Annotated in this window: 21 protein-coding genes and 1 tRNA gene; 9 read left to right on the top strand and 13 right to left on the bottom strand. The window is 65.8% G+C overall.

All coding sequences use genetic code 11. From position 1 onward, the window contains the following. Positions 1–138 precede the first annotated feature (138 nt). The 3 genes from KH389_RS21460 to bglX form a co-directional block, all read right to left on the bottom strand. Positions 139–1482 carry a sigma-54-dependent transcriptional regulator gene (locus tag KH389_RS21460; RefSeq protein WP_123752826.1) on the bottom strand — a complete coding sequence of 448 codons (1344 nt, stop codon included), beginning with the start codon at positions 1480–1482 and terminating at the stop codon, positions 139–141. Further along, complete coding sequence (locus tag KH389_RS21455; protein WP_043860785.1) at positions 1476–3233, bottom strand: sensor histidine kinase; 1758 nt, start codon at positions 3231–3233, stop codon at positions 1476–1478. The genes KH389_RS21460 and KH389_RS21455 overlap by 7 nt, the downstream gene beginning before the upstream one ends. Before the next feature lie 63 nt (positions 3234–3296). Next, entirely contained in the window at positions 3297–5591 is a 2295-nt protein-coding gene (bglX, locus tag KH389_RS21450) for a beta-glucosidase BglX (RefSeq protein ID WP_058540922.1), read from the bottom strand. 184 nt (positions 5592–5775) lie between these two features. On the opposite strand from bglX, the gene KH389_RS21445 reads away from it, so the two are divergent. The 4 genes from KH389_RS21445 (at position 5776) to KH389_RS21430 (ending at position 9079) form a co-directional block, all read left to right on the top strand. Beyond that, entirely contained in the window at positions 5776–6372 is a 597-nt protein-coding gene (locus tag KH389_RS21445) for a LemA family protein (RefSeq protein WP_043860787.1), read from the top strand. Next, on the top strand, positions 6372–7109 hold the full coding sequence (locus tag KH389_RS21440; RefSeq protein WP_213606214.1) for a TPM domain-containing protein: 738 nt from the start codon (positions 6372–6374) through the stop codon (positions 7107–7109). The genes KH389_RS21445 and KH389_RS21440 overlap by 1 nt, the downstream gene beginning before the upstream one ends. A 26-nt stretch (positions 7110–7135) precedes the next feature. Further along, entirely contained in the window at positions 7136–7753 is a 618-nt protein-coding gene (locus tag KH389_RS21435; protein ID WP_043859748.1) for a TPM domain-containing protein, read from the top strand. Positions 7754–7861: 108 nt separating this feature from the next. Further along, positions 7862–9079 (top strand): class I SAM-dependent methyltransferase, encoded by a 1218-nt coding sequence (locus tag KH389_RS21430; protein WP_213606212.1) that lies wholly within the window; start codon positions 7862–7864, stop codon positions 9077–9079. Between the two features lie 88 nt (positions 9080–9167). On the opposite strand, the gene KH389_RS21425 is transcribed toward KH389_RS21430, so the two are convergent. After that, positions 9168–10055 carry a DMT family transporter gene (locus KH389_RS21425; RefSeq protein WP_043859746.1) on the bottom strand — a complete coding sequence of 296 codons (888 nt, stop codon included), beginning with the start codon at positions 10053–10055 and terminating at the stop codon, positions 9168–9170. Between the two features lie 163 nt (positions 10056–10218). Next, on the bottom strand, positions 10219–11247 hold the full coding sequence (locus KH389_RS21420; protein WP_213606210.1) for a DUF4917 family protein: 1029 nt from the start codon (positions 11245–11247) through the stop codon (positions 10219–10221). 191 nt (positions 11248–11438) lie between these two features. Here KH389_RS21420 and KH389_RS21415 point away from each other — a divergent pair, with 191 nt between their 5' ends. From KH389_RS21415 to KH389_RS21400, 4 genes are all read left to right on the top strand, one after another. Beyond that, on the top strand, positions 11439–11978 hold the full coding sequence (locus tag KH389_RS21415; protein ID WP_088515504.1) for an RNA polymerase sigma factor: 540 nt from the start codon (positions 11439–11441) through the stop codon (positions 11976–11978). Next, positions 11971–12939, top strand: a complete 969-nt coding sequence (locus KH389_RS21410) for a FecR family protein (protein ID WP_043859743.1) — start codon at positions 11971–11973, stop codon at positions 12937–12939. Before KH389_RS21415 ends, KH389_RS21410 begins: the two co-directional genes overlap by 8 nt. Before the next feature lie 68 nt (positions 12940–13007). After that, a complete protein-coding gene (locus KH389_RS21405) occupies positions 13008–15422 on the top strand; it encodes a TonB-dependent receptor (RefSeq protein WP_078480624.1) in 2415 nt (804 codons plus the stop codon). A 7-nt stretch (positions 15423–15429) separates the two neighbouring features. Then, positions 15430–17016: an alpha/beta hydrolase-fold protein gene (locus KH389_RS21400; RefSeq protein ID WP_244988655.1), complete on the top strand. Its 1587-nt coding sequence runs from the start codon at positions 15430–15432 to the stop codon at positions 17014–17016. Between the two features lie 68 nt (positions 17017–17084). Here the strand turns inward: KH389_RS21400 and KH389_RS21395 are convergent, their stop codons facing one another. From KH389_RS21395 to KH389_RS21365, 7 genes are all read right to left on the bottom strand, one after another. Then, entirely contained in the window at positions 17085–18788 is a 1704-nt protein-coding gene (locus KH389_RS21395) for a SulP family inorganic anion transporter (protein ID WP_043860081.1), read from the bottom strand. Between the two features lie 218 nt (positions 18789–19006). Continuing rightward, positions 19007–19690 carry a glycosyltransferase family 25 protein gene (locus KH389_RS21390; RefSeq protein WP_213606208.1) on the bottom strand — a complete coding sequence of 228 codons (684 nt, stop codon included), beginning with the start codon at positions 19688–19690 and terminating at the stop codon, positions 19007–19009. Positions 19691–19877: 187 nt separating this feature from the next. Further along, positions 19878–19951 (bottom strand) — tRNA-Gly (locus tag KH389_RS21385). 117 nt (positions 19952–20068) lie between these two features. Then, positions 20069–20953 (bottom strand): alpha/beta fold hydrolase, encoded by an 885-nt coding sequence (locus KH389_RS21380; protein ID WP_213606206.1) that lies wholly within the window; start codon positions 20951–20953, stop codon positions 20069–20071. Positions 20954–21273: 320 nt separating this feature from the next. Next, on the bottom strand, positions 21274–21966 hold the full coding sequence (locus KH389_RS21375) for a pseudouridine synthase (RefSeq protein WP_043860084.1): 693 nt from the start codon (positions 21964–21966) through the stop codon (positions 21274–21276). 32 nt (positions 21967–21998) lie between these two features. Next, a complete protein-coding gene (locus KH389_RS21370; protein WP_213606204.1) occupies positions 21999–22220 on the bottom strand; it encodes a cysteine-rich CWC family protein in 222 nt (73 codons plus the stop codon). Between the two features lie 25 nt (positions 22221–22245). Beyond that, positions 22246–23715: a sensor domain-containing diguanylate cyclase gene (locus tag KH389_RS21365; RefSeq protein WP_043860086.1), complete on the bottom strand. Its 1470-nt coding sequence runs from the start codon at positions 23713–23715 to the stop codon at positions 22246–22248. 213 nt (positions 23716–23928) lie between these two features. On the opposite strand from KH389_RS21365, the gene KH389_RS21360 reads away from it, so the two are divergent. Continuing rightward, positions 23929–24342 (top strand): hypothetical protein, encoded by a 414-nt coding sequence (locus tag KH389_RS21360; RefSeq protein WP_213606202.1) that lies wholly within the window; start codon positions 23929–23931, stop codon positions 24340–24342. Positions 24343–24360: 18 nt separating this feature from the next. Here KH389_RS21360 and KH389_RS21355 read toward each other — a convergent pair whose 3' ends face one another. Then, on the bottom strand, positions 24361–25467 hold the full coding sequence (locus tag KH389_RS21355; RefSeq protein ID WP_213606200.1) for an enoyl-CoA hydratase/isomerase family protein: 1107 nt from the start codon (positions 25465–25467) through the stop codon (positions 24361–24363). Positions 25468–25528: the final 61 nt, after the last annotated feature.

Genomic DNA, 25528 nt, shown 5'->3' with positions numbered 1-25528 from the left:
TGGTGCGCGTGTAAACGCGGCCTGACAGGGCCATAGCAGGACCCGTGCCAGCCAGCGAAGGCCCGGTTTAGAAGGGTTTGGCAGGTTGAATGAGCGGAAATCCGCTCATTGGCGGCGCAGCGATAGGCAAGAATCCGCCTATTGGCCGGGGCGTTCGAGGAAGTCTTCGCGCACCAGTGCGTGGCGTTGCATCTTCTCGTTCAGGGTGCGTCGGGGCAGTTGCAGCTCCTCGAGCACCGCCTTGATGTCGCCCTGATGACGGCTCAGGGCGGCGCGCAGGCACTGGGCCTCGAAGGCTTCCTGCTGGGCGGCCAGCGATTGCCCGGTATGCGCCACTGCCGCCGATTGCGCATCGTCCAGGCCCAGGGCGTGGCGCTCGGCGGCGTTGGCCAGTTCGCGCACGTTGCCCGGCCAGTCGTGGCTGAGCAGCCGGCCCAGTTGTGCGCCACTGGGGTCGGCGGCGCTGCGGCCCAGGCGCTCGGCGGCGGCGCGGGCAAAATGGGCAAACAGCAGGGGGATGTCTTCGCGCCGCTCGCGCAACGGCGCCAGGCGCAGTTCGGCCACGTTCAGACGGTACGCCAGGTCTTCGCGAAAACGCCCGGCGCGGGCTTCGAGCAGCAGGTCGGGCTTGGTGGCGGCAATGATGCGCAGGTCCACGCTGATGCTCTGGTTAGCGCCCAGGCGCTCGAGCTTGTGCTCCTGGATCACCCGCAGCAGCTTGGCCTGCTGGGCCAGCGGCATGCTCTCGATCTCGTCGAGGAACAGCGTGCCACCGTTGGCATATTCGAGCTTGCCGATGCGCTTGCCCTGGGCGCCGGTGAAGGCGCCGCTCTCGTGTCCGAACAGCTCGGCCTCGAACAATTGCTCAGGGATCGCCGCACAGTTGAGCGCCACGAACGGCTTGTCGGCCCGCGGGCCGAAATCATGCAGGCACCGCGCGACGCGCTCCTTGCCGCTACCGGTTTCGCCGCGTATCAGCACATTGACCGGCAGCCCGGCCAGGTCCAGCACCTGGCGACGCAGTTGCTGCAGGCCAGGCGACATGCCCAGCAGGGTGTTTTCCAGGCGCACCTTGAGGTCGGCCTGTTCATGCAGTCGGCGGTTCTCCAGCACCAGCTGGCGTTTCTCCAGGGCGCGGCGCAGGCTGCCGAGCAGGCTGTCGGGGCTGAAGGGCTTTTCCAGAAAATCGTAGGCGCCATTGCGCATGGCTTCGACCGCCATCGGCACGTCGCCATGCCCGGTAAGCAGAATCACCGGCAGGTCGGCATCACGCCCCTGCAGTTGCTCCAGCAGTTGCAGGCCGCCCATGCCGGGCATGCGCACATCGCTCAGGATCACCCCGGGAAAATGCTCGGGCAGCTGTGCCAGACACGCCTCGGCACGTTCGAACAGCTGCACCTCGAAGCCGGCCAGGCTCAGCCACTGCTGCACCGCGGTACGGATGCTGGCCTCGTCGTCGACGACAATCACCGCATTCAGCATGCAGGCTCCGGGTCGCAGGGCAGGGTCAGGCTGAAACGCGCACCGCCGGGCTGGTTGTCGACCTGCAGGCGTCCGCCGGCTTCATGGATGATGCCGTAGGAAATCGCCAGCCCAAGGCCCAGCCCTTCGCCCACCGGCTTGGTGGTGAAGAATGGGTCGAACACGCAGCCCAGGTGCTCCTGCTTGATGCCGCCGCCGCTGTCGAGCACGCTCAGGTGCCAGTGGTCATGCTGCTTTTCGATACGGATCTCCAGGTGTTTCCAGGTTTTGTCGGCCATGGCGTCCAGGGCGTTGCGCAACAGGTTGATCAGCACCTGTTCCAGGCGGATGGCGTCGCCGCGTACCCAGGCCGGACGCGCCAGGTACAGCGCGGTGCTGACGCCCTCGGCGCGGATGCGCGGGTCGAGCAACTGTAGCGCCTGGTCGACCACGGTGGCCAGGTCCAGACGTTCGCGCAGGCCGCTGGGGCTGTTGCGGGCAAAGGTTTTCAGGTGTCCGGTAAGGGCCGCCATGCGCGTGAGCATCTGGTCCAGCGGCTGCAGGGCCTGGCGTGCTTCGTCCAGGCGCTCGCTGTCGAGCAGCAGGCGCAGGGTGGCCAGCTGCATGCGCTGGGTGGTCAGCGGCTGGTTGAGCTCGTGGGCCAGCGCGGCGGACATCTGCCCCAGCGCCGCCAGCTTGGTCGACTGCACCAGGCCCTCCTGAGCCATACGCAGTTCATGGGTGCGTTCCTCCACCAGGCGCTTGAGCTCGTCGCGGCTGCGCTGGCGCAGGCGGGCCAGGCGCAGGCGCTGGCTGATGAACAGCACCGCGAACACCAGGGTCAGCCAGACGGCGGCGGCCGTCAGCCCGGCGTTGCGCTCGTCATCCCCGGTGCGCGGTGTGCGCAGCAGGTGCAGGGTCCAACCCTCGGCTTCCAGCGGCAGGCTTTCCCACAGGTAGTCGGTGTCGCCTTCGGGGCGCTGCACGCGCACCAGGTGGCTGTTGTCGTCAAAGCGGGTCAGCACCTGGCGCTGCAGGGGCAAGAGCGACTTCTTGTCGTACTGGCGGGTGGCGTCCAGCTCATTGAAATCGGCCGCCGACAGCGGGTTCAGCTCGCGGTAGCGCCAGCCGTCCTGGTTGGCCAGGAAGATGATCCCGCGGGCGTCGCTGACCAGCAGCACGTCGCTGCCCTGGCGCCATTCGCGCTCAAGCTCGGGAAACTCCAGCTTGACCACCATGGCCCCGAGAAACCGCCCCTGGTCGCCCAGCACCGCGCTGGACAGAAAGTACCCGGGAATGCCGCTGGTCACCCCCACTGCATAGAAGCGCCCGCTACCCTGGGTGCGGGTCTGCTTGAAGTACGGTCGAAAGCCGTAGTTCTGCCCCACGTAGGTGGTAGGCAGGCGCCAGTTGCTGGCCGCCACGGCCAGGCCGGTGTGGTCGAGCAGTTCGAGGGTGGACGACCTGGCGGCGCCGTTGATGCGTTCGAGCTTGCGGTTCAACGCGTCCTGGGTCGCTTCGCCCACCGGGCCGCCGAGGGCTGCGATGAGTTCGGAGTCCAGCGCCAGCACAGCGGGCAGGGCGCGGTAGCGTTCGATCAGGGTGTGCAGCGAGTTGGCGTACAGCGCCAGTTGCTGGCTGGCCCGTTGGGTATCGTCGAGCATGGCCTGACGCTTGGCCTGATTCATCGCCCAGCCGGCGGCCAGCAGGGTGCCGGCGGTGATCAGCAGCAGAATCAGGCCCAGTCGCACGGCGCGGTAAGTGAACGGCATGGCAAGCAGTACCCTGGCAGTGGGGAAGGCTGCCAGGCACTTCCCCGTGGACGTCACAGCGACTTACAGCAGCTCGAAGCGTTGCTGTTGCACGGTTTCGGAGTCCAGGCCGACCTGGACGTTGAACTCGCCAGGTTCGGCAACCCACTGCAACTGGCTGTTGTAGAACTTCAGGTCGTCCGGCTGCACGGTGAAGTGCAGGGTGCGCTCCTCGCCGGCCTTGAGCATGAGCTTCTGGAAGTTCTTCAGTTCCTTGACCGGGCGGCTCATCGAGGCGGCCACATCCTGCAGGTACAGCTGCACCACAGTTTCGCCGTCACGCTGGCCGGTGTTCTTCACGCGCACACTGACCTCCAGGCTCTGGCCCTGTTTCAGTGTCGTGCTCGACAGGCTCGGTGCCGACACACTGAAGGTGCTGTAGCTCAGGCCGTAGCCGAAGGGGTACAGCGGGCCGTTGGGTTCCTCGAAGTACTGCGAGGTGTAGTTGCCGGGCTTGCCGGGGGTGAACGGGCGGCCGATGCGCAGGTGGTTGTAGTACATCGGGATCTGCCCCACCGAGCGCGGGAAGGTGATGGCCAGCTTGCCCGAGGGGTTGTAGTCGCCCAGCAGCACGTCGGCGATGGCGTTGCCGCCCTCGGTGCCGCTGAACCAGGTTTCCAGGATGGCGTCGGCCTGCTCGCGCTCCCACGCCAGCGACAGCGGGCGACCGTTCATCAGCACCAGCACCAGCGGTTTGCCGGTGGCCTTGAGGGCCTTGATCAGCTCGCGCTGCACCGCCGGGATCTCCAGGGTGGTGCGGCTGGACGATTCGTGGGACATGCCCCGCGATTCGCCGACCACGGCCACCACCACGTCCGACTGCCTGGCGGCCTTGACCGCTTCATCGATCAGCACGGCAGCCGGGCGCGGGTCATCGACGATTTCCGGGGCGTCGAAGTTGAGGAAGTTGAGGTAGTCGAGCACGGCCTTGTCGCCGGTCACGTTCGAGCCTTTGGCGTAGAGCACCCTGGCCTTGTCGCCCAGGGCACGGCGCAGGCCCTCGCGCACGGTCACCGACTGGTGCGGGCGACCAGCGGCGGCCCAGCTGCCCATCATGTCGATCGGGGCATCGGCCAGCGGGCCGACCAGGGCGATGGTGCCGGACTTTTTCAGCGGCAGGGTCTGCTGGCGGTTCTCCAGCAGCACCAGGCTGCGACGCGCCACGTCCCGTGCGATGTCGCGGTGCAGGCGGCTGTCGGCATAGGTGTCGGCCGGGTCGTCCTTGGCCTGGCCGATGCGCCGGTACGGGTCGGCGAACAGGCCCATGTCGTACTTGGCGCCGAGAATCTCGCGCACCGCGTTGTCCAGCTCGGCCGGGCTGACCGCGCCGGACTTGAGCAGCCCCGGCAGTTCCTGGCCATACAGCGTGTCGTTCATGCTCATGTCGATGCCGGCCTTGATCGCCAGCTGCGCCGCCTGCTTGCCATCGGCGGCCACGCCGTGGCGCACCAGCTCGGTGATCGCCCCATGGTCGCTGACGGTCACGCCCTTGAAGCCCCAGTCGCGGCGCAGCAGGTCGTTCATCAGCCAGGTGTTGGAGGTGGCGGGCACGCCGTTGATCGAGTTCAGCGCCACCATCACGCCGCCGGCACCGGCATCGATGGCGGCGCGGTAGGGCGGCAGGTACTCGTTGTACATGCGCGTGGGGCTCATATCGACCGTGTTGTAGTCGCGCCCGCCTTCCACCGCGCCGTACAGGGCAAAGTGCTTGACGCTGGCCATGATGCTGTCGGCGTTGGCCGGGCTGTGGCCCTGGAACGATTCGACCATCACCCTGGAGATACGCGACACCAGGTAGGTGTCTTCGCCAAAGCCTTCGCTGGTACGGCCCCAGCGCGGGTCGCGGGCAATGTCGACCATGGGCGCGAAGGTCATGTCGATGCCGTCGGCGGCGGCTTCCAGGGCCGAGGTACGGCCGACCTGGGCGATGGCCTGCATGTCCCAGCTGGCGGCCAGGCCCAGGCTGATCGGGAAGATGGTGCGGTGGCCGTGGATCACGTCATAGGCGAAGAACATCGGGATCTTCAGGCGCCCGCGCATGGCGGCGTCCTGCATGGGCCGGTTCTCGTCACGGGTGATCGAGTTGAAGGTACCGCCGATGCGCCCGGCGGCGATTTCCTCGCGGATTTTCTCGCGCGGCATTTCCGGGCCGATGCTGATCAGGCGCAACTGGCCGATCTTTTCCTCGACGCTCATCTGCTTGAGCAGGTTGGCGATGAACGCCTGTTTGTCTTGCAATGGCGCGGCGGCAGGCGAGTCAGCGAAGGCCGACTGGCTGGCCAGGCTGACGAGCAGGCCCAGCAAACACAGCTTGTTCATGAATTCTGTTCTCAAGGCTGCGGCAGTCGTCACGGTGCAGACTGGCAAGCCGAAGTTGGGGAAGCGGCTATTGTTGTAGTTTGCTGGGGCATCTTTTAGCCGATTGGGCCATCACGATCCAGCGGCGGCGTCGGATTATGCCTCAAGTCCGGCGCATTTCGAGCACTCACGGAGCGTAGCGACAATGCAGGTATCGAACAGAGCACGGTTGTGGCTGGTGCTGGCACTGGCCAGCCTGCTGGCCGGTTGCGGCATCAACAACATTCCCCAATACGACGAACAGGTCAAGGCGGCCTGGGCCCAGGTGCAGAACCAGTACCAGCGCCGTGCCGACCTGATTCCCAACCTGGTCGAAACGGTCAAAGGCTACGCCAGGCAGGAGCAGGCCACCTTGACCGCGGTCATCGAAGCGCGGGCCAAGGCCACCTCGATCAAGGTCGATGCCAGCACCCTGGACGATCCTGAAAAACTGCGCCAGTTCCAGGCCGCACAGGCCCAGCTGGGCGGTGCGCTGGGGCGCCTGATGGTGGTCTCGGAGCGTTACCCGGACCTGAAGTCGAACCAGAACTTCCTGGCCCTGCAGTCCCAGCTCGAGGGTACGGAAAACCGTATCGCGGTGGCGCGCAAGGACTTCATCGCCGCCGTGCAGCGTTACAACACCGAGATCCGTACCTTCCCCGGGCGCCTGTGGCACAGCGTGATGTACAGCGACATGCCGCTGCGCGAGAACTTCGAGGCCACCAGCGCCGATGCCGACAAAGCGCCTGAAGTGAAATTCTGATGCGTGTGCTCAAGGCGGCGCTGCTGCTGGTGCTGCTGGCGGCGAGCGGCTGGCTGTGGGGCGCGCCCCAGTTCCCGGCGCTCAGTGCACGGGTGGTGGACCAGGCCGAGCTGCTCGACGGCGCCACCCGCAGCCAGCTTGAGCAGATGCTCAAGGCCCACGAGCAGGCCACCGGCGAGCAGGTCGTGGTGGTGACCCTGGCCAGCCTGCACGGGCAGGCCATCGAGGACTATGGCTACCAGCTGGGGCGCCACTGGGGCATCGGCCAGCAGGGCAAGGACAACGGTGCGCTGTTGATCGTCGCCCCCCAGGAGCGCAAGCTGCGCATCGAAGTCGGCTATGGCCTGGAGGGCCGCCTGACCGATGCCCAGGCCTCGGTCATCATCAACAGCGTGATCACCCCGGCGTTTCGCCGTGGCGACTTCAGCCAGGGCATCGTGCTTGGCACGGCGGCCATCCTTCAGGTGCTGGGCGGCGCACCGCTGGACGAGCCGGCGCGACCTCTGGCAGACGAGGCGCAGCAGCAAGGTGCGCCGGTCTGGGCGGTGGGCCTGTTCATCCTGATGATCATCATCGTGTTCGCCCTGCAGGGCCTTGGCGGTGGTGGCCGCGGTGGGCGCGGGGGCTTTGGCGGTGGTCTTGGCGGCGGTTTCGGGGGCGGCCTGGGCGGTGGCGGCGGTGGCTTCAGTGGCGGCGGCGGCAGTTTCGGCGGGGGCGGGTCCTCCGGCGGCTGGTAACTACACGACAAGAGACACACACGTACATGGCATTGCTCAGTGAATACGAACAGCGTCAGGTGGCCCAGGCCATCGCCCAGGTAGAACAGCGTACCGATGCCGAGCTGGTGACGGTGCTGGCGGCGCGTGCCGACGACTATGCCTATATCCCGTTGCTGTGGGCCAGCCTGCTGGCGCTGGTGGTGCCGGGCGTCCTCTATTACCTGAGCGGCTGGCTGAGCGTGCATGGCCTGCTGCTGGCGCAGTGGCTGACCTTCATCGTGCTGTGCCTGGTGTTCCGCCTGCCGCGCCTGACCAGTTGGCTGGTGCCGCGCAGGGTGCGCCACTGGCGTGCGTCGAACCTGGCGCGGCGCCAGTTTCTGGAGCAGAACCTGCATCACACCGTGGGCCGCACCGGGGTGCTGATCTTCGTCAGCGAGGCCGAGCGGTATGTGGAGATCCTGGTGGACGAGGGCATCTCCAGTCGCCTCGACAACCAGGCCTGGGACGCCATCGTGCGCACCTTCACCGCCCAGGTGCAGCAGGGCCAGACCCTGCAGGGCTTTGTCACCTGCATCGAGGCCTGTGGCGAGCTGCTGGCGGCCCATGTGCCGGTGACCCAGGCGCGCAACGAGCTGCCCAACCGGCTGGTGCTGCTGGGCTGAGGCATGCGCGCTGATCGACAAATGCTGTGCCTGGGGCGGTCATCCACGTAAAATGCGCGCCATTGCGCGCCTGCGGGCGCCCCCCGCAACCCGAGGCACCCACTCCCCATGTCCGCAACCCCCACCGCCCAGGCCGCGCCGGATGCGCGTGCGCAGTTTCTGGCGCTGCTCGCCACCAGCCTGCACCAGCACACCTTCATCAAACTGGTGCTGGCGCGCCATGTCGGCGCCGAGGTCGACCTGCAGCGGGTAACGGCCAAGCCGCTGACGATCAAGGGGCAGGCCAGCCTGTCGTTCGTGTACCGCTACAAGACCCGCGACATCACCCGCAACCTGGCGCTGGACGAGGCGCTGACGTTGATCGGTGAACTGTTGCCGGCTTCGTTTCGCAACGCGCACCTGCTCAGCCTGAACGACGAGGTGCAGCTGGAGTTCACCAAGAAGGGCAAGCCGATGCTGCATCGCAACGCCGTGCAACAGGCGCGCGAGGTGGTGACCGGCGAGCATGATCGCGAGAAGAAGCGCTACCTGGAGCTGAGCCGGCCGTTTCTGCACGATCTGGGCGTGACCGACAAGCAGCAGGCGCTGATTCCGGCGATGTCGCGCAAATGGAAACAGATCAACAAGTTCATCGAGGTGTTCTCCCATGCGCTGAGCAGCGCGCCACTGGCGGCAGATCAGCTGGTGCGGGTGGCGGACTTCGGCTCGGGCAAGGGCTACCTGACCTTCGCGATCCACGACTACCTGCGCAACACCCTGCAGCGCGAGGCGCAGGTGACGGGCGTGGAGTTGCGCCCGGACATGGTCGAGCTGTGCAATGCCGCCGCCGCGCGCCTGGAGCATCCGGGGCTGAAGTTCGAGTGTGGCGATGTGCGCAGCGTGGTGCCCAGCGCCATCGAGGTGATGATCGCCCTGCATGCCTGTGACATTGCCACCGACTACGCGATTCATACCGGTATTCGCTGTGGCGCGGCGATCATCATGTGCTCGCCGTGCTGCCACAAGCAGATTCGCCCGCAGATGCACAGCCCGGGGTTGCTCAAGCCGATGCTGCAGTACGGCCTGCACCTGGGGCAGCAGGCCGAGATGCTCACCGACAGCCTGCGTGCATTGTACCTGGAGGCCTGTGGCTACGAGACCAAGGTGTTCGAGTTCATCTCGCTGGAGCACACCAACAAGAACAAGATGATCCTGGCCACCCGGCGGCGCGAGCCGGTGGCGGCGCAGGCGTTGCTGGAGAAGATCCAGGCGCTCAAGGCGTTCTATGGGGTCAAGGAGCATTGTCTGGAGACGCTGCTGCGGGCCGATGGCTTGATTCCTGTCTGAACCTCACCACCGTCATCGCGGGTCAAGCCCGCTCCCACAAGGATCACCCTTACCTGTGGGAGCGGGCTTGACCCGCGATGGCGGCACCTCAGACCTTGACCGGTGCCGGATGCACCCGCGCCTTGCGCCCCAGCACCACCGTCAGAATCACCCCGCCGGCAAACACCCAGGTGATCGGCGCCACCTGCTCGCCAAAGAACAGCGCCGACAGCGCGATGGTGAAGAAGATCTGCAGCAGCTGCACCTGGCTCACCCGTGAGATTCCGCCCAGCGCCAGCCCGGCGTACCAGGCAAAAAAGCCGATGAACTGCGAAAACAGCGACACATAGCCGAACGCCCACCAGGCCCGGGGGCTGATCGCGCCCTCATGCTGCAGCGCCAGGTACACCACCGGCCCCAGCAGCAGCGGGCTGGACAGCACCAGCGCCCAGCAGATCACCTGCCAACCGCCCATCTCCCGCGCCAGGCGGCCGCCTTCGGCATAGCCCAGCCCGCCCACCGCAATCGCCGCCAGCATCAGCAGGTCACCGGCCTGGATGTGTCCGGCGCCCATGATCATCGCGTAGGCCACCACCAGTGCGCTGCCCAGCGCCGCCCATGCCCAGAACGCCGTGGAAGGTCGCTCGTGGGACAGCCACGCCGCATACACCACCACGCACAAGGGTTGCAGGCCGTTGACCAGTGCGCCGTGGGAGGCCGGCACGCTCTGCATGGCCCAGGCCGACAGCACCGGGAAACCGAGAATCACCCCCAGCGCCACCAGGCTCAGGCCCTTGACCTGCTGCCAGGTGGGCCACTTTTCACGGCGCCACAGCAACAGCGCCGCTGCCGGGATCGCGGCCACCAGGGCCCGGCCCAGGCCGTTGAGCAGCGGGTGCATCTCCTGCACCACGATGCGGGTCATGGGCAGGGTCAGGCTGAAGATGATGACGCCGAGCAGGCCGAGGGCCAGGCCGGTGTTTTCGCGGGTAGACATGAGCGCGCCTGAGGGCTGGAGGGGCCGCTCATTGAGCCACAGGTGGGGTGGGGAATCTGGTTACAGTTGGCAACAAAGGTGTCCGTACAGTTGGGCGTCGCGCCGGCCTTTTCGCCGGCAAGGCCGGCTCCTACAGGCTTCGCGCCCTCCTGTGGGGGCCGGCCTAGCGCCGACGCCGCCCCACTGCCTTGGGCGGCGGCGCGGGCACATTCGCCAGCGCGCCCAGCGGGTGCGTGGTGGCATCGAAAAAATGCAGTTCGATGCCCGGGCACGCTTCGAACACCCGCGCGTAATGCTGCTTCTGGCTCACGATGGCCGCCTCGTTCACCGGCAGGATCGAAATGGCCAGGTGTGTCGGCTGCGCCTGCCTGATCGCCTCCACCAGGTGCCGGTCGGCACGGTCCAGGTGATGCCCGAACACGCACAGCCCCTCGCGCTGCGTCGCCAGCGCGGCGTAGCACCAGGTCAGGTAATCGGACCCGCGAATCGCCCGCAGCTTGTTGTCGCTGCTGTCTTCATTGATGAACAGCGGCACATCGCCCGGGGTGTTGATGGCAAAGCCGTCGAGCAACTGGCTGCCGCTGGCCGCCCGCTGGCGCGTGGTGCCGTGCTGGGTGCGCAGCAGGTGCAGGCCGCCATGCAGGTAGTGCATCCGCGTGCCCGGCCCCTGAGCCCGGCTGACGTCGAAATCGCCTTCCTCGTCGAACAGCTCGGCAAAGCCGTGCGGCGCCTGGTTCACGGCCCAGTGACAGAGCAGGTCGTAGTTGCTGGAAAACACGCCCTGGTAGGTGCGCAGCTCGGCGTTGATCGCGGCCAGGTGGGCAGTGGGCAGCAGCTTCCAGGGAATGTGCACGCTGCGCACGGCGTGGATCAGCGCTTCCTTGATCGCGTAGTAGCGGTTGAGCGGTGCCGACGAACTGATCGCCAGCGCGGCATTGACCTGCACGGTGGTGTTCAGGGCACTGAGCACCGGCGCGAACAGCTCGCTGTTCATCGATTTGAACAGTGCCTGGTCGGTGAGACCGAGGGGCTTGTGGCGCACGCGCTGGGCCAGCTCGAACAACGAAAAGTAGGCGAAGGGGCGCCAGATGGCGCGGCTGGCACCGTTGCCCAGCAGCAGGCTGGTGCACGGGTGGGCGGTATTGAGGTGCGGCCAGGCCGCCAGGGTTGCGTCGACGTCGGCGAGGGGCATGTGGATCTCGTAGGGATTTGTTGCACGTTGGCAGGGCGCGACTGTAGCACGCCGGCGCGTTGTCATCAGCGCTCCGGAACCTGCGGTGTCTGCCACCGGGTACTGAGGGCTGGCCGAAGGCAGAGGGAGTGTGTGAGAATGATACGAATTCCCATTAATGTTTTGTCTGCCTTATCACGCGCCGGACGCCCATGACCTCGCTTTCAACCCCCTGGACGGCCGGCGCGCCGTCGTTTGCGGCTGTCGCCGACGAGCTGCTCGCGCACTACACCGACCTGCGTCGCTACCTCGGCAGCCGACTGCGCAACCCCGATGATGCGGCCGATATTGCCCAGTCGAGCTTTGCCCAGGCCTACGCGCATGCCCTCAATGCCCCGGTGATCAATGCCCGTGCGCTGCTGTTCCAGGCGGCGCGCAACCTGTGCATCGACCAGTTTCGCCGGCGCAGTCGCGAGCTGGCGGCGCTGGAGGACTGGCTGACACGGGCCGATGTGCTCACCCCCAGCGTGGAAGAGATCCTGATTGCCCGCGAGCAGTTGCAGCAACTGATTGCGCGTATCGAGCGCATGCCGCGCCTGCGCCGCGAGGTGTTCGTGCGCGTGCGCCTGCATGGCCAGAGCCATCGCCAGGTGTGTGACGAGTTGCAGCTGTCGGCCAAGGCCGTGGAGCTGCACATCGGCCGCGCGGTGTTCGACCTGTCCGAACTGAGCCAGGCCTGCCGTCATGTCTGAGGCGCGGCCGGTTTCGCCACGCAAGGTACAGCAGGCGCTGGGCTACCTGGCGGGGCTGCACAGTGACGACCCCTCCCGTGTGCGCGAGGTGAGCGGGCAGTTGCAGCGCTGGCGCAACAAAAGCAGCGAGCATGAGCGTGCCTGGCTGGAGGCCGAGCAGCGTTGGCAGATGATCCATCGACTGACCCCGCAGTTGCGCGGCTCGCTGGCCCCCGAGCCGGTCAACCTCGGCCGGCGTCGCCTGCTGCGCCAGGGTGCCGGCCTGCTGGCGGTGGTCGGGTGCAGTGCATGGCTGGGTTGGCTGTGGCAGCGCCGGCCACAGTTCGACCAGGTACTGCTGACCGAACATGCAGCGCCCGCACGCAATGTACTGCTGCCCGACGGCAGCCAGATGGTGCTGGCGGCCGAAAGCAACGTGCAGGTGAAGTACAGCAACGGCCAGCGCGAGGTCATGCTGGCCCACGGCAATGTGTTTTTCGACGTGGCCCACGAGCGCCTGCGCAGCTTCCTGGTCAGCACCCGGCTGGGGCAGGTGCAGGTGCTGGGCACCGCCTTCAGCGTCAGCGACCGTGGCGGCGATATCCAGGTGGCGGTGACCCGCGGTCATGTGAAGGTGCGCGGCCTGGATGGCGAGACCCGCGAACTGCTGGCCGGCGACCGGGTGCGCCTGGGCGAACCCGGTGTGCCGGGGCCGGTGGAGCATCACCCGCAGGCGGCCCCGAACGCCGAGCACTGGCGCCAGGGCTGGTGGTCGTTCACCGATGCACCGCTGGCCGAGGTGATCGACGAATTCAATGCCTACAGCAACCGTCAGGTGCGGCTTGGCGAGGGAGCGGCCGGGCTGCGCCTGACCGGCAGCTTCCCCAGCGACCGCCCCGACATATTGCTGAACGCCTTGCCCAGGGTGCTGCCGCTGAGCCTGATGCAGAAGGGTGAGTACACCTGGCTGCAGCTACGTTGAAATTTTTTTGAGGGGTAGTGGCCAGCTAGCGCGTCTTCCTGGCAACTCCCTAGCTCAAAGGACAGATCATGTCGTTTTTCCTCGCCCGGACCACGCGTTCGTCGCCTTCTTCGGTTATCCCCAGCACCCTTCGCCACCTGGTGCTGGCCTGTGCTCTTGGCGCGGCCAGCCTGTCGGCCGTGTCGGCCGAGCTGAGCGCAGGCACCCGCGTGCTGGCGCTCGACCTGCCCAGCCAGCCGCTGGATAGCGCGGTGCAGGCGCTGTCCCGCGAGGCGGGGGTGGCGATTGCCGCCGACAGCCAGTGGCTGGCCGGGCGCAATGCCCCGGCGCTGCAGGGCCGCTTCACCCTGCAACAGGCGCTGCAACGCCTGCTGGACAACAGCGGCCTGGTGGCCAGCGAAGAAAACGGCGTGATCATCCTGCGTCGCCCCGAGAGCGACGGCGCGCTGACCCTGGGTGCCACCACGGTCAATGCGCAGGTGGGCAACAGCAGCAACCCGCCCGAGCTCTACAGCGGTGGCCAGGTGGCACGCGGTGCGAAGGTGGGCATGCTGGGCAATCGCGACATCATGGAAACCCCTTTCAACATCACCGCCTACACCGCCCAGCACATGGAAAACCAGCAGAGCGGCACGGTGGGCGCGGTGCTGCGCAACGACCCGTCGGTGCGCTTCAGCACCGGTGAAGGCCACACTTACGAAAACTTCATGATCCGCGGCTACTCCATCGACTCCACCGAGCTTGCGGTCAACGGTCTGTATGGCCTGGCGCCCGATGGGCATGTGCCCACCGAGTTCCTGGAGCGCGTCGAGGTGCTCAAGGGCCCTGGCGCACTGCTCACCGGCATGGCCCCCAACGGCGGTGTGGGCGGGGTGATCAACCTGGTGCCCAAGCGGGCCGGGGATGCGCCACTGACGCGCCTGACCACCAGCTACGTATCCGACGGCTACTGGGCCGAGCACCTGGACCTGAGCCGGCGCCTGGGCGAGGAGAACCGCCTGGGCATCCGCTTCAACGGCGTGTACGGCAGCGGTGACACCGGGGTCGACGACCAGTCCAAGGACCGCACCCTGGCGTCCCTGGGCATGGATTACCGTGGCGATGGCTGGAAGCTGGAACTCGATGCCTACGAAAGCCACGAAAAGATGCAGAACGGCAGCCCGATGATGGCCGGCTTCAGCAAACTGGGCTACGTGACCAAGGCGCCCAAGCCGGATTCCAACATCCTCGACGGTATTTCGGCCAAGCAGATCAGCAAGGCGGTGATCCTGCGCGGCGAATACGAACTGTCGGACGACTGGACGGCCTACGCCAGCGTCGGCGGTGCGCGTACCCGCTACAAGGGCTTCCTCAACGGCACGCGCTCGATCATCACCTCCGGCAACGGCGACGCCACCGCCGAAACCTACAACCAGGGCGGCTATACCCATAGCCTGTCCACCGAAGCGGGTGTGCGAGGCAACTTCAGTACCGGTCCGGTGACCCACCAGCTGGTGCTCAGCACCACCCTGCTGCACCAGGACATCGGTCGCGCCGCCACCGTCACCGGGGCAAAGTACACGACCAACATCTATCACCCCGGCAAACCGATCATTGCCGGCAACATCGGCTCCAGCGACAAGACCGGCGACAACACTCTGTCGAGCTTTGCCGTGGCCGATACCCTGGGCTTCGTCGACGACAAGCTGTTGCTGACCCTGGGCGTGCGCTCGCAGCGGGTGCGCCAGAAGATGAGTTCGCCTTCGTATGACGAGCATGCGCTGACCCCGGCACTGGGCGTGGTGCTCAGGCCGTGGGAGGCGGATGTCTCGCTGTACGCCAACTACATCGAGGGCCTGACCCAGGGCGGCATGGTCAGCGACCTGTCGGCTGCCAACTATGGCGAGCAGTTCGCCCCGTACAAGTCCAAGCAGGTGGAAGCCGGGGTCAAGTGGGACCTGGGCGACTTCACCCACACCGTCAGCGTGTTCCAGATCGAGAAGCCGAGCATGATGCTCGACACCGCCAGCAACCGTTACACCGACGATGGTCAGCAGCGCAATCGCGGGGTGGAGTGGAACCTGTTCGGTTCGCTGACGCCGAGCGTACGCCTGCTGGGTGGGGTGACCTATACCCGTGCCGAGCTGACCAAGACCGCTGGCGGCAAGCTCGATGGCAACGCCGCGCGCGGGGTGCCGCAGTGGTCGGCCAACCTGGGCGGCGAGTGGGACACGCCCTGGGTCGAGGGCCTGACCCTGACCGCGCTGGCCATCCACAGCAGCTCGCAGTACCTGGATTCGGCCAACGAACTGAAGATTCCGCAGTGGACCCGCTATGACCTGGGCGGTCGCTACAGCACGCGCATCCTGAGCAAGGACGTGGTGCTGCGCGCCAGCCTGGAGAACGTCGAGAACCGTGCCTACTGGGCCGGTGTGTTCAACGACGGCTACGCCACGGTCAGCGAGCCGCGCACGCTGAAACTTTCGGCCAGCATCGACTTCTGAGGTGTACATGCAACGACTCAAGACATTTTGCGCCGGCCTTGCGCTGGCCAGCCTGACCGGAGGCGCCGCAATGGCGGCCTCGCTGGTGCCCGGGCACAGCGTCAGCGGCGCCATCGGCCAGGGCCTGCAGCCGGTATGGACCGTGCCGCTCAAGGCCGGTGACTTCGTGCAGGGGCGCGTGGAGGGCGACGTCAGCGTGCGCCTGCTCGATGCCGACGGCCAGCCGGTGCGGTTGCTGGTGGACGGGCTGGACATGGTGCGCGACTTCATGTTCATCGCCCCCCACGACGGCCTGTATGGCGTGCGCGCAGAAGCCATCGCCACCCGCCCGCAGGCTGCCTATTCGCTCAAGCTGACCGGTGTCACCAGCGTGGCCGAGCAGCAGGCCCAGCAGACGCGCCTGCAAAGCCCGGTGATGCGCGAGCTGGCGGCACATGTGGCCAAGGGGGGCGATACCCAGGCCTTCTGGAAGGCCCGCGAGCAGCAGGGTACGCCCCTGGTCGAAGCGCTGGCGGAGCAGCCCGGGCAATCGCTGGTGACCTTCCTGTGGCGAGGTGCCCGGCACAACGTTCGGGTGTTCGGCGCACCGTCGGGCAACCATGATGAGCTGCAGCGCCTGGGCGACAGCGATGTGTGGTTTCGCAGCTACGTGGTGCCTTCCAGCACCCGGATGAGCTACCAGATGGCACCGGACGTACCGCCCTCCACTGACCGCCGGGTGATTCTGGCCAGCTCCCGGCAGGACCCGCTCAACCCCAACGGCTTTGCCGATGGCAGTGGCGATCGCTGGCTGTCGCGCTCGCGCCTGGAGCTTGCCGACGCGCCGGCGCAGCCCTGGGTGGCGCAGCGCCCCGGGGTAGCCCGGGGCACGCTGGAGCGCCAGGTGCTGACCAGCAAGGTGCTGGGCAACCAGCGTGACGTGTACCTGTACCGGCCGCCGGGCTGGACGCCGGGGGCGGCGGGGCAGGGGCTGCTGGTGCTGTTCGATGCGCATGCCTACACCCGGCAGGTGCCCACCCCGACGCTGCTCGACAACCTGCTCGCCGATGGCCTGATCGGCCCCACTGCTGCGCTGATCATCGCCAACCCGACCGACCTGTCGCGCCAGGTCGAGCTGCCACCCAACCCGCAGTTTGCGCGGTTCATGGCCGAGGAACTGATGCCCTGGGCGAAGGCGCGCGGGCTGTCGGCCCCAGCCGACCGCACGGTGGTGGCAGGTTCCAGCTACGGCGGGCTGGCCTCGGCCTACCTGGGGCTGCAGCATCCGGAGCTGTTCGGCAATGTGCTGAGCCTGTCGGGGTCGTACTGGTGGGCGCCGGAAGGAATGGAGCCTGGTTGGCTGACCCGCGAGTACGTGCGTGCACCGCGTGCGCCGCTGCGCTTCTACCTGCAGTCGGGGTTGTTCGAGGGGCCGAAGATTCTCGACACCAATCGCCAGTTGCGCGACGTGCTGCAGGCCAAGGGGTATCCGGTGGTGCAGGTGGAATACCCGGCCGGGCATGACTACCTGCAATGGCGTGGGTCATTGCCGTGTGGGTTGATCGCCCTGATCGGTAGCGGGCAGGGGACGCCGCAGGCCTGTGAGCCGCGTTGACCCTGCCGCTTCGCCGGCAAGGCGGGCTCCTGCAACATCGCCAGGAGCCCGCCTTGCCGGCGAAAGGTTTACTGCGCGACAGCCGCCTCGCGCCTGACCTTGTTGCGCCACAGTCGGTAGGCGCGAATGCCTGCCCGCACCGAGCCGTACAGCAGCTCGCTGCCCATCTCCCGCGCCAGCCCCGAGCGCACCAGCATCCGCAGGAAGCTGCCGCGGGCCCGGGCGATGCCCATCACGATACCCTGGGCCATCAGGGTTTCACGCACTTCGCGCAGCGCCGCGATGCCGCTCACGTCGATCGAGCTGACCGCCTCGGCGTCGAACAGCACGGCGCGGGCTTCCACCTCCTTCTGCACCGCGTCGAGCAGGCGCATCTTGAAGTAGTCGGCGTTGAAGAACAGGATCGCGTCGTCGAAGCGGTACACCACCAGCCCTGGCACCGTGCGCGCGTCCTTGTGGCGGCGGATGTCCACCTGGCCCTCGATGCCGGGCGCCCAGCCCAGCACTGCATCGGTGGGCTGGTAGATGGTGTAGAGCAGACGCAGGATCGCCAGGGTCACCGCGATGATGATGCCCGGCAGCACGCCCACGCCCAGCACGCCGACCGTGGTCAGGATGCACAGCCAGAACTCGAAGCGGCTGAGGGTGTAGATCTTGCTCAGCGACTTGACGTCGATCAGGCCCCAGCCGGCCATCAGCAGCACGGCGCCCAGGGCTGCCTGCGGGATCCACGCCATGGGCACGGTGAACAGCAGCAGGCACAGCGCGATCACCAGCGCCGCGATGATGCCCACCAGCTGGCTCTTGCCACCCACCATGTCGTTGACTGCGGTACGCGAGTCGGCGCCGCTGATGGCAAACCCCTGCGAGGCGCCGGCGGCCAGGTTCGACACGCCCAGGGCGAGGAATTCATGGTTGGCGTTGATCGCATAGCCATGGCGTGCGGCAAAGCTGCGTGCGGTCAGCATGGCGCTGCAGAAACTGACCGTAGCGATACCCAGGGCGTCACGCAGCAGGCTTTTCATCTCTTCGAGGTTGGTCTGCGGCCAGGCGAGGGTGGGCATGCCCGAGGGCACGTGACCGAGGACTGCCACGCCGAAGCGGTCCAGGCCGAACAGGCCGGCCACCAGGGTGGCGATGGCCACGGTCACCAGCGCTGCCGGCAGCTTGGGGTAGCGCCGGGGCAGCCAGATCAGCAGAGCCAGGCCGGCCAGGCCGATGAACAGCGTCAGCCAATGGATTTCGTTCAGGCGTTCGAGCAGGTTGATCAGGCTGAGCACGAAGCCGTTGCCCTCGATCTTGAACCCCAGCACCTTGCCCAACTGGCCGGCCAGCAGGCTCAGGCCGATACCGTTGAGGTAGCCGATCAGAATCGGTCGGGAGAAGAAACTGGCAATGAAGCCGGCCCGTGCCAGGCCTGCGGCGATCAGCATCAGCCCCACCAGCACCGTGACGATCACCGACAACTGTGCCACGCGCGCCGGGTCGCCCATGGCCAGCGGCGCCACGGCACCGGCGACCATGGCGCAGGTGGCAGCGTCGGGCCCGACCATCAACTGGCGCGAGCTGCCCACCAGGGCGTACACCATCATGGGCAGGATGCACGCGTACAGCCCGACCTGCGGCGGCAGGCCGACGATCTGCGCGTAAGCGATGGCGATGGGGATCTGGATGGCGGCAACCGACAGGCCGGCCTGGAGGTCAGGGCGAAACCATTCGGCACGGTAACGCAGCAGGTTGGCGAGGCCGGGGAGCCAGCGGGAGAGAAACATGGACCGATCCTTGTGATGTTTCGGAGCAGCGGTGGGTTTTACCAAGGTCTTTGGGGGCGGTGTTGATCTGAATCAGGCGGGCGCAGGTTTCTCGCAGAATACCGTGCCCTGCGTTGCCCGCCTACCGAGTGCATGGGCAGCAAATTGCTTGCCGGGGCTGGCGTGACCACAAAAAACCCGCCATATGGCGGGTTTAGGGTGAGGCGCAGGACCGGCTGTCAGAGGTCTCTGCACAGCATCGTCTTACCGATGTTTCTGAGCGCCTCTGCATATTGCCTGCGCCAGTTTGCGCGCCAGTACGCGGCGTCAGGGAAGGTGCCGTCCGTGGAGCGAGCGGCCAGCACGTCGCTTGCAACGACCTCCTCGGGTTGTTGCTGGCTCAGCATGGGGAAGGCCATGTACGCCCGGAATCGCTTTGAATAGACCTTGTCGATCGCCGTACCCGTATAGGGTGAATGGCTGACCAGGTGCTCGCAGCCTTTGCTGGACAGAATGTAAGCATGGGTACCTTTGGCCCGTACACGGGCTATTCCCCTGTGCCAGGTGAGCCATACCCTCCCCAGATTCGCTCCAAGATAAAACAGTTCGGGTTCCTTCCCGTTCAGGAAGGTGTTGATCTGGTGCACCTGGCGTGGGTCGAAGGTCAGCAGGGTGGCGTCATCCTCGAGCACCAGTACCCGCCGATATTTACGCTCCAGAGCCATTTTTGCGCAGGTCACGTGGGAGTCGAAGCAGCCCCGCTCGGGATTCTCGCTATCGCGGTCCACGATGAGAAATTCGATGTTCAACCCGCTGCCTTCGAACTCCCGGGTCAAAAGGTCTCGACGGTCAGTCCGCTCCCGCAGGCTGATGCAGAAAACTCCGTCGATCTGCAACTGGCTAAGATCCTTTTGCTTGGACAACTCATCCCCCATGGATTTACCCAACTGAAATTTTCACCCTCTTGCTATCCGTCTTGGATGCGGGGTATCGATTAAGGGCATTATCCAGAACTGCCTGTAAGCAAGCCACTGTCATGTGAGGCTGCGAGCATATTCAGTTGGATGGTTCGAGTGCTGAGGGGGCTTGTAACGGGGAGGGGGAAGTGACTGGAGCGGGTGAAGGGAATCGAACCCTCGTTATCAGCTTGGGAAGCTGGAGTAATGCCATTATACGACACCCGCTTTCAGGCGCACTTTGTACCAGAACTGCGAGACGATTTGAAGCCCTTATTGCAATCGGCGGCTCGCGAGCCGCAGCGCCGGTCTGCCGCAGACCGGCGCTACACTGGCCGCGACCACTCAGATGGCCTGCGCATGCTGGCCGTTCACGAAGTGATACGCGGAGCGCGTTTCACGCGGTTGCGGGCCGAGAAACTCCAGCAGCACCTCGCGGGTGTCGCGGCAGGCCGCCTTGTGCTCCATGTCCAGGAAATGGCCGGCGCTGCGAATCGGCCTGAAGTGGCTGTGGCGCACGTGCCGGGAAAACTGCCGGGCATCGTGGGCAGTGGTGTATTCGTCCCATTCACCGTTCATGAACAGCACCGGAATGTCGATGGCCTGTGCGGCCCGCAGGGCCCGCCCAAGGTCGTGATCCAGCACCTGATGGATGTGGAAGTGCATCTGCGCATACTCATGCTCGGCCAGGCTGCTGACGTGGCGATGATTGAAACGCTTGAACAGCGAGGGCAGGTGCTTGCCGATGGTGTCGTTGACCAGTTTGCCCATCTGCTGGCGGTCGCAGGTGCGCAGGTAGTGCGAGCCGCGCTCCAGGTAGTCGCGCATCGGTTCGTTGATCACCGGCGAGAACGAGCTGACCACGGCCTTGCGAATGCGCCGCGGCTTGCTGGCCAGTGCCAGCAGGGTGCAGGCACCGCCCCATGAAAACGACATCAGGTGGTCGGCGGCGAAGTGGTCGATCAGCTCCAGCAGGATCCGGCCTTCGGTTTCCTTGGTCAGCAGGTGGTCGTTGCGGTTGTGTGCCCGGGACTTGCCCGAGTAGGGCTGGTCGTACAGCACGACGTTGAACTGTGGATGCAGGTTGCGCACCGTCTGGGCGAAAGACGCTGTGGTGGCGAGCGAGCCGTTGATCAGGATGATCGTCTTCTCTGCGGCGTCCGCGCGATAGAACTCCGTGTAAACCCGGTACTGACCCTGTATATCCAGCACAGCAATTTCTGGCCTCATGTCATCGACTCCTGGCGCAAAAAGGGTATCCGTGCAAGCAAGCTTGCCCGGTCTTCATGACAGGTAGGCATACGCCTTGAAATGAAACGAGGGGCCCTGTGTCGATCCGTTGCCGGCTGGTCGACGGGTATTGTTGTTAGGTGGGCAATCTGCCGGACGCCAGCGCTTCGGGGCGCCGGTCACCTGCAAAAAGGTGCCTTGGACTGCGTTCGTGACCGATTGGTCACATGCAGACTGACGGTTGGATTCAAGCAGGCGCCCGGCCAACCCGCAAGTGCCGTTGGCGCAATCGATGATTTTTTTGCCGAGCGGTCGTGGCGTCAGATGGCCAGGATTTCATCCTGGCTCAGCGCACGGTATTGCCCCGGGGCCAGCTGCGGGTCCAGGTGCAGCGGGCCCATGCGCTCGCGGTGCAGGCGCGTGACCTTGTTGTCGAAGAAGCCGAACATGCGTTTGACCTGATGATAGCGCCCCTCGACGATGCTCAGGCGCGCGCTGTGGCTGCCCAGCAGGGTGAGCTCGGCGGGGAGGGTGGTGAGGTTTTCGAAGGCGAAGTAGATGCCCTGGCCAAAGGTTGGCGCATAGGCGTCGGTGATCGGCTGCTCGGTCTCGACGTAGTAGGTTTTCGCCAGCCCTGTCTTGGGCTGGGTCAGGCGACGTGACCACTGGCCATCGTTGGTCAGCAGCAGCAACCCGGTGGTGTTGAAGTCCAGGCGCCCGGCGATGTGCAGGTCGTTCCGGTCGGGTTCGTCGAGCAGGTCGAGCACGGTGCGGTGCTGCGGGTCGACGGTGGCGCTGACGCAACCCATCGGCTTGTGCAGCATCAGGTAGCGCGGTGCACGCCCGGCTTGCAGCACCTGCTGGTCGACCTCGACGCGGCTGAACTCGCGTACCTCATGGTGCGGGTCGGCGATGGCCACGCCATCCACCCGCACCCGTCGTTGCACCAGCAGCAGGCGCACCTGCTGGCGGTTGAAACATGGCAAGTTGCTGAGAAAACGGTCGAGGCGCATGGCGGTTGGGCGTACAGAGGTGGGCGCGCAGTCTAACGGTTCGGCGCAGGCTTGGCTGCCTGCAATCGGGCATCGACCTGGGCGCATCGCGGGCACAGGCAGGCACTGTTGCGCAAATGCGCCGGCAGCGCTTCGAGCACGCGGGGATCGATCTGCACGCTGTAGCACCAGCAGGCCTGGGTGGCGCTGCGCGGGTCGGTGAGGCTGCATTGGTTGCTGGCGCCGCAGGCGGGGCACAGGCGGGTATCGGTCATGGTGGTGGCTACCGGGGGCGGCGTTTTACAGTTCCGAGCAGACGCGATTGCGTCCACCCTGTTTGGCGCGGTACAGCGCATCATCGGCGCGGGCGATCAGGGTGTGCAAGGTATCGTCGGACCGATGGGCGCTCAAGCCGATGCTCACGGTCAGGTCGAGCACCTTGTCGGCATAGCCGAAGGCCAGTTGCTCGGTGCGCAGGCGAATCTTTTCGGCAACCGCCCGTGCGGCGTCGGCGTCGGTGTTCTTGAGCAGCACGAGAAACTCCTCGCCGCCCCAACGACAGATGATGTCGGTATGGCGCAGGCAGCTTTCCAGGATGCGCGCGAACTGACGCAGCACTTCGTCGCCGGCCAGATGGCCGTGGGTATCGTTGAGGACCTTGAAGTGGTCCAGGTCGAGCAGCAGTGCCACCAGTGGCATGGGCTCGCGCTCGGTGTCGAGCAGGGCCTGTGCCGCCAGCAGGTCGAAGGCGCGTCGGTTGGGCAGGCCGGTCAGGCTGTCGATTGTTGCCAGGGTCTGGATGTTGTCCTGATGGCGACGGATCATCGCATTGAGCAGCGACAGCACCACCAGGGTGATCATCGCGCAGATCACCAGGTTCATGTACAGCGACTGGCGTGCACTGTCCAGGGCCGTGCCGTCGCGCTTGTCGACGAACAGGTACCAGTCGAGCTCGGGGATCAGGCGCACATTGAGAAAGTGGCTGTGCCCATCATGGTTGTATTCGCGGTTGCCCTCCACCGGCACGGGCATTTTCTGCTGCAGGTCGGCCAGCGCTGGCACCTCGCGCAGCGTGAGCCCGCTGTGTACGCCTTCGGGGCCGCCGGCAGACCCGGTGAGCACGATGCGACCGCTGGCATCGACGAAATACACCGTACGCTGATAGCGCAACTGGTAGTCGCTCAGGCGCCTGATCACTGCTTCGACCGTCAGCCCGACGCCAGCCGCGCCGATGAACCTGCCCTGGTAGTCGAACACCTTGTAGTTGATGAAGACGGTGGGCTTGTCCTGGTTGGCCATGTCCAGGTCGACGTTGATCTCGTAGGGCGTGTCCATCGCCTTGACGCGTGCGTACCAGCGGTCACGCTCGGTGCGCGGGTCGACATGCTTGAGTACGCCCTTGGCCTGGTAGTAGATGCCGCTGGCCTCGGAGACAAAAAACGCCGTGTAGGCATTCTGATGCGCCATCACTTCATTGAGGTAGCGGGTGATGGGCATCGGGTCCTGTTCGCCGGCCAGGGCCCAGTCACGCAGGAAGGTGTTCTGGGCCATCATCGAGGCGATCACCACCGGGCGCACCAGGTCCCGCTGGATTTCGGAGTAGACGGTATCGGAGGTCAGCGGCAGCTCGGTGTTGATGATGTTGTCGCGGATCTCGCTGCGCGAGGCAAAGTAGCTGAGCAGCGACGTGGCCAGAAAGCCGCAGCCAAGCAACAAAAGCAATGCCAGCATCAACGAGCGTTGCGAGAACAGGGCGTAACGAAGCGGCATGGCAGATCCGTGGCGGGTACCGATGCGTCTTATTCTAGAGGGGCGCGCAGAAAATAACTGGACGATTTTCAGGGGTATCGGCCTTGTCACAATTTATTTCGAAAAACGCACGGCACGTCGATTCGGTGGTCTTAGCCTATGTCGATGAACGCTTGCCGATCGACGCCGACCAGCGCCGCTGGGATGTGCAGTTCAGCGGTCCGGGAGGCCGCCATGTATCGCCGACTTTTGCTGATTGTTGTGCTGGGTGTGCTGACCACCGCCTGTGCTCCGTATTACGGTGGCCAGGGCTACTACCGCAGTGATGTGTACACCGTGGACCGCTATGAATACCGTGGTTACGACCGTGGTTATCCCTATAACAGGGGGTACTACGTGGTGCCGCAGCCTCGCTATTACGCCCCCGCGCCGCGTCACTACCGCCCGGCGCCCGTGCCTCAGTACCGCCCGGTACCGGGGCATGGCTACTACAATGTGCGCCCCGCCCCAGGGCGTTACTACCAGAACCCGCGCTATGGTCAGGGGCAGCAGTGGCATCAGGGGCGGGACAATGACCGTGGGCGCGATCATGGGCGTGACCGGGGCCGCAGCGACAACGGCTGGGGCGATCGCAACTCGCACCGGTGAACATCGCATTCGCTGGCTTCACACAAGGTCAGCCAGCGGATGCCTCCCCTCCCATGCCTTGCTGAAGTGCGCCTGCACCACTGCCTGGGGGACCTGAGCAACTTCCTGCCAATGCCAATGCGGCGTCTGGTCCTTGTCCACCAGGCGCGCGCGTACCCCTTCGCTGAACTCCGGATGCCGGCAGCAGTTCAGGCTCATCGCATATTCCATCTGCAGCACCTGCCCCAGCGACAGGTAGCGCGCCCGCGCGATCTGCTGCCACACCAGGTGCGCGGTCAGCGGGCAGCCTTCGGTGAGGGTGCGTGCCGCCTTGGCCAGGACCTCGTCGTCGTGCATGCGCCACTGTGCGATCGCCCGCCAGGCACAGGCCGGGTCGCTGACATCGAGCAGCGCGTCGATCTGCGCCCGGCGTGGCAGCCATCGGGCCGGCGGCAACTCGGCAAGCGCCTGCTGCTGCAACGCCTTGAGCAGGCTGTTGAGCTGCATCGCGGTCTGCTCCTGCCAGTTCAGTTGCAACAGCCCTTCAATCAGCTCGTCCTGCTGGTTTTCGCCCATGAAGCGGTCCGCCAGGCCCAGGTCCAGTGCATCGCGTGCATTGATCGGCGCGCCAGTCAGCCCAAGGAACAGGCCAAGACGCCCTGGCAGCCGGTTCAGGAACCAGCTGGCGCCCACGTCCGGGTACAGGCCGATACTGATTTCCGGCATCGCCAGGCGGCTGCTCGGGGTCACGATGCGTACCGTGCTGGCCTGCAGCAGGCCCATGCCGCCGCCCAGCACATGCCCGTGCCCCCAGCACAGCAGAGGCTTGGGGTAATGGTGCAGGTCATAGTCGAGCCGGTACTCGGCGGCGAAGAAACGCGCCGCCAGCGGCGGTACTTCACCAGGCTGTGCGCGGCACGCCTCCACAAGACTGCGCACATCGCCCCCCACGCAGAACGCCCGGTCACCCAGCCCGCGCAGCAGCACGCAGACGATGCCGTCATCCTTGGCCCAGCTTTGCAGGTGGGTGCTCAACTGCTCGATCATCGGCAACGACAGGGCGTTGAGCGACTGGGGCGCATCCAGGCTGGCAACGCCGATGCGGGCGCCATCGACGCCGGTGAGTACTTCGAACGCTACGGCCATGGGCCACCTCACTGCGGTTATCCCGACAAGTATGGCTACTGTCAGCGATCATGCCGGTCGC

Origin of the sequence: Pseudomonas qingdaonensis, from assembly GCF_018398475.1 — a bacterium.
In the GTDB taxonomy this organism is placed as follows: domain Bacteria; phylum Pseudomonadota; class Gammaproteobacteria; order Pseudomonadales; family Pseudomonadaceae; genus Aquipseudomonas; species Aquipseudomonas palmensis.
This window is presented reverse-complemented; position numbering and strand designations above follow the sequence as displayed.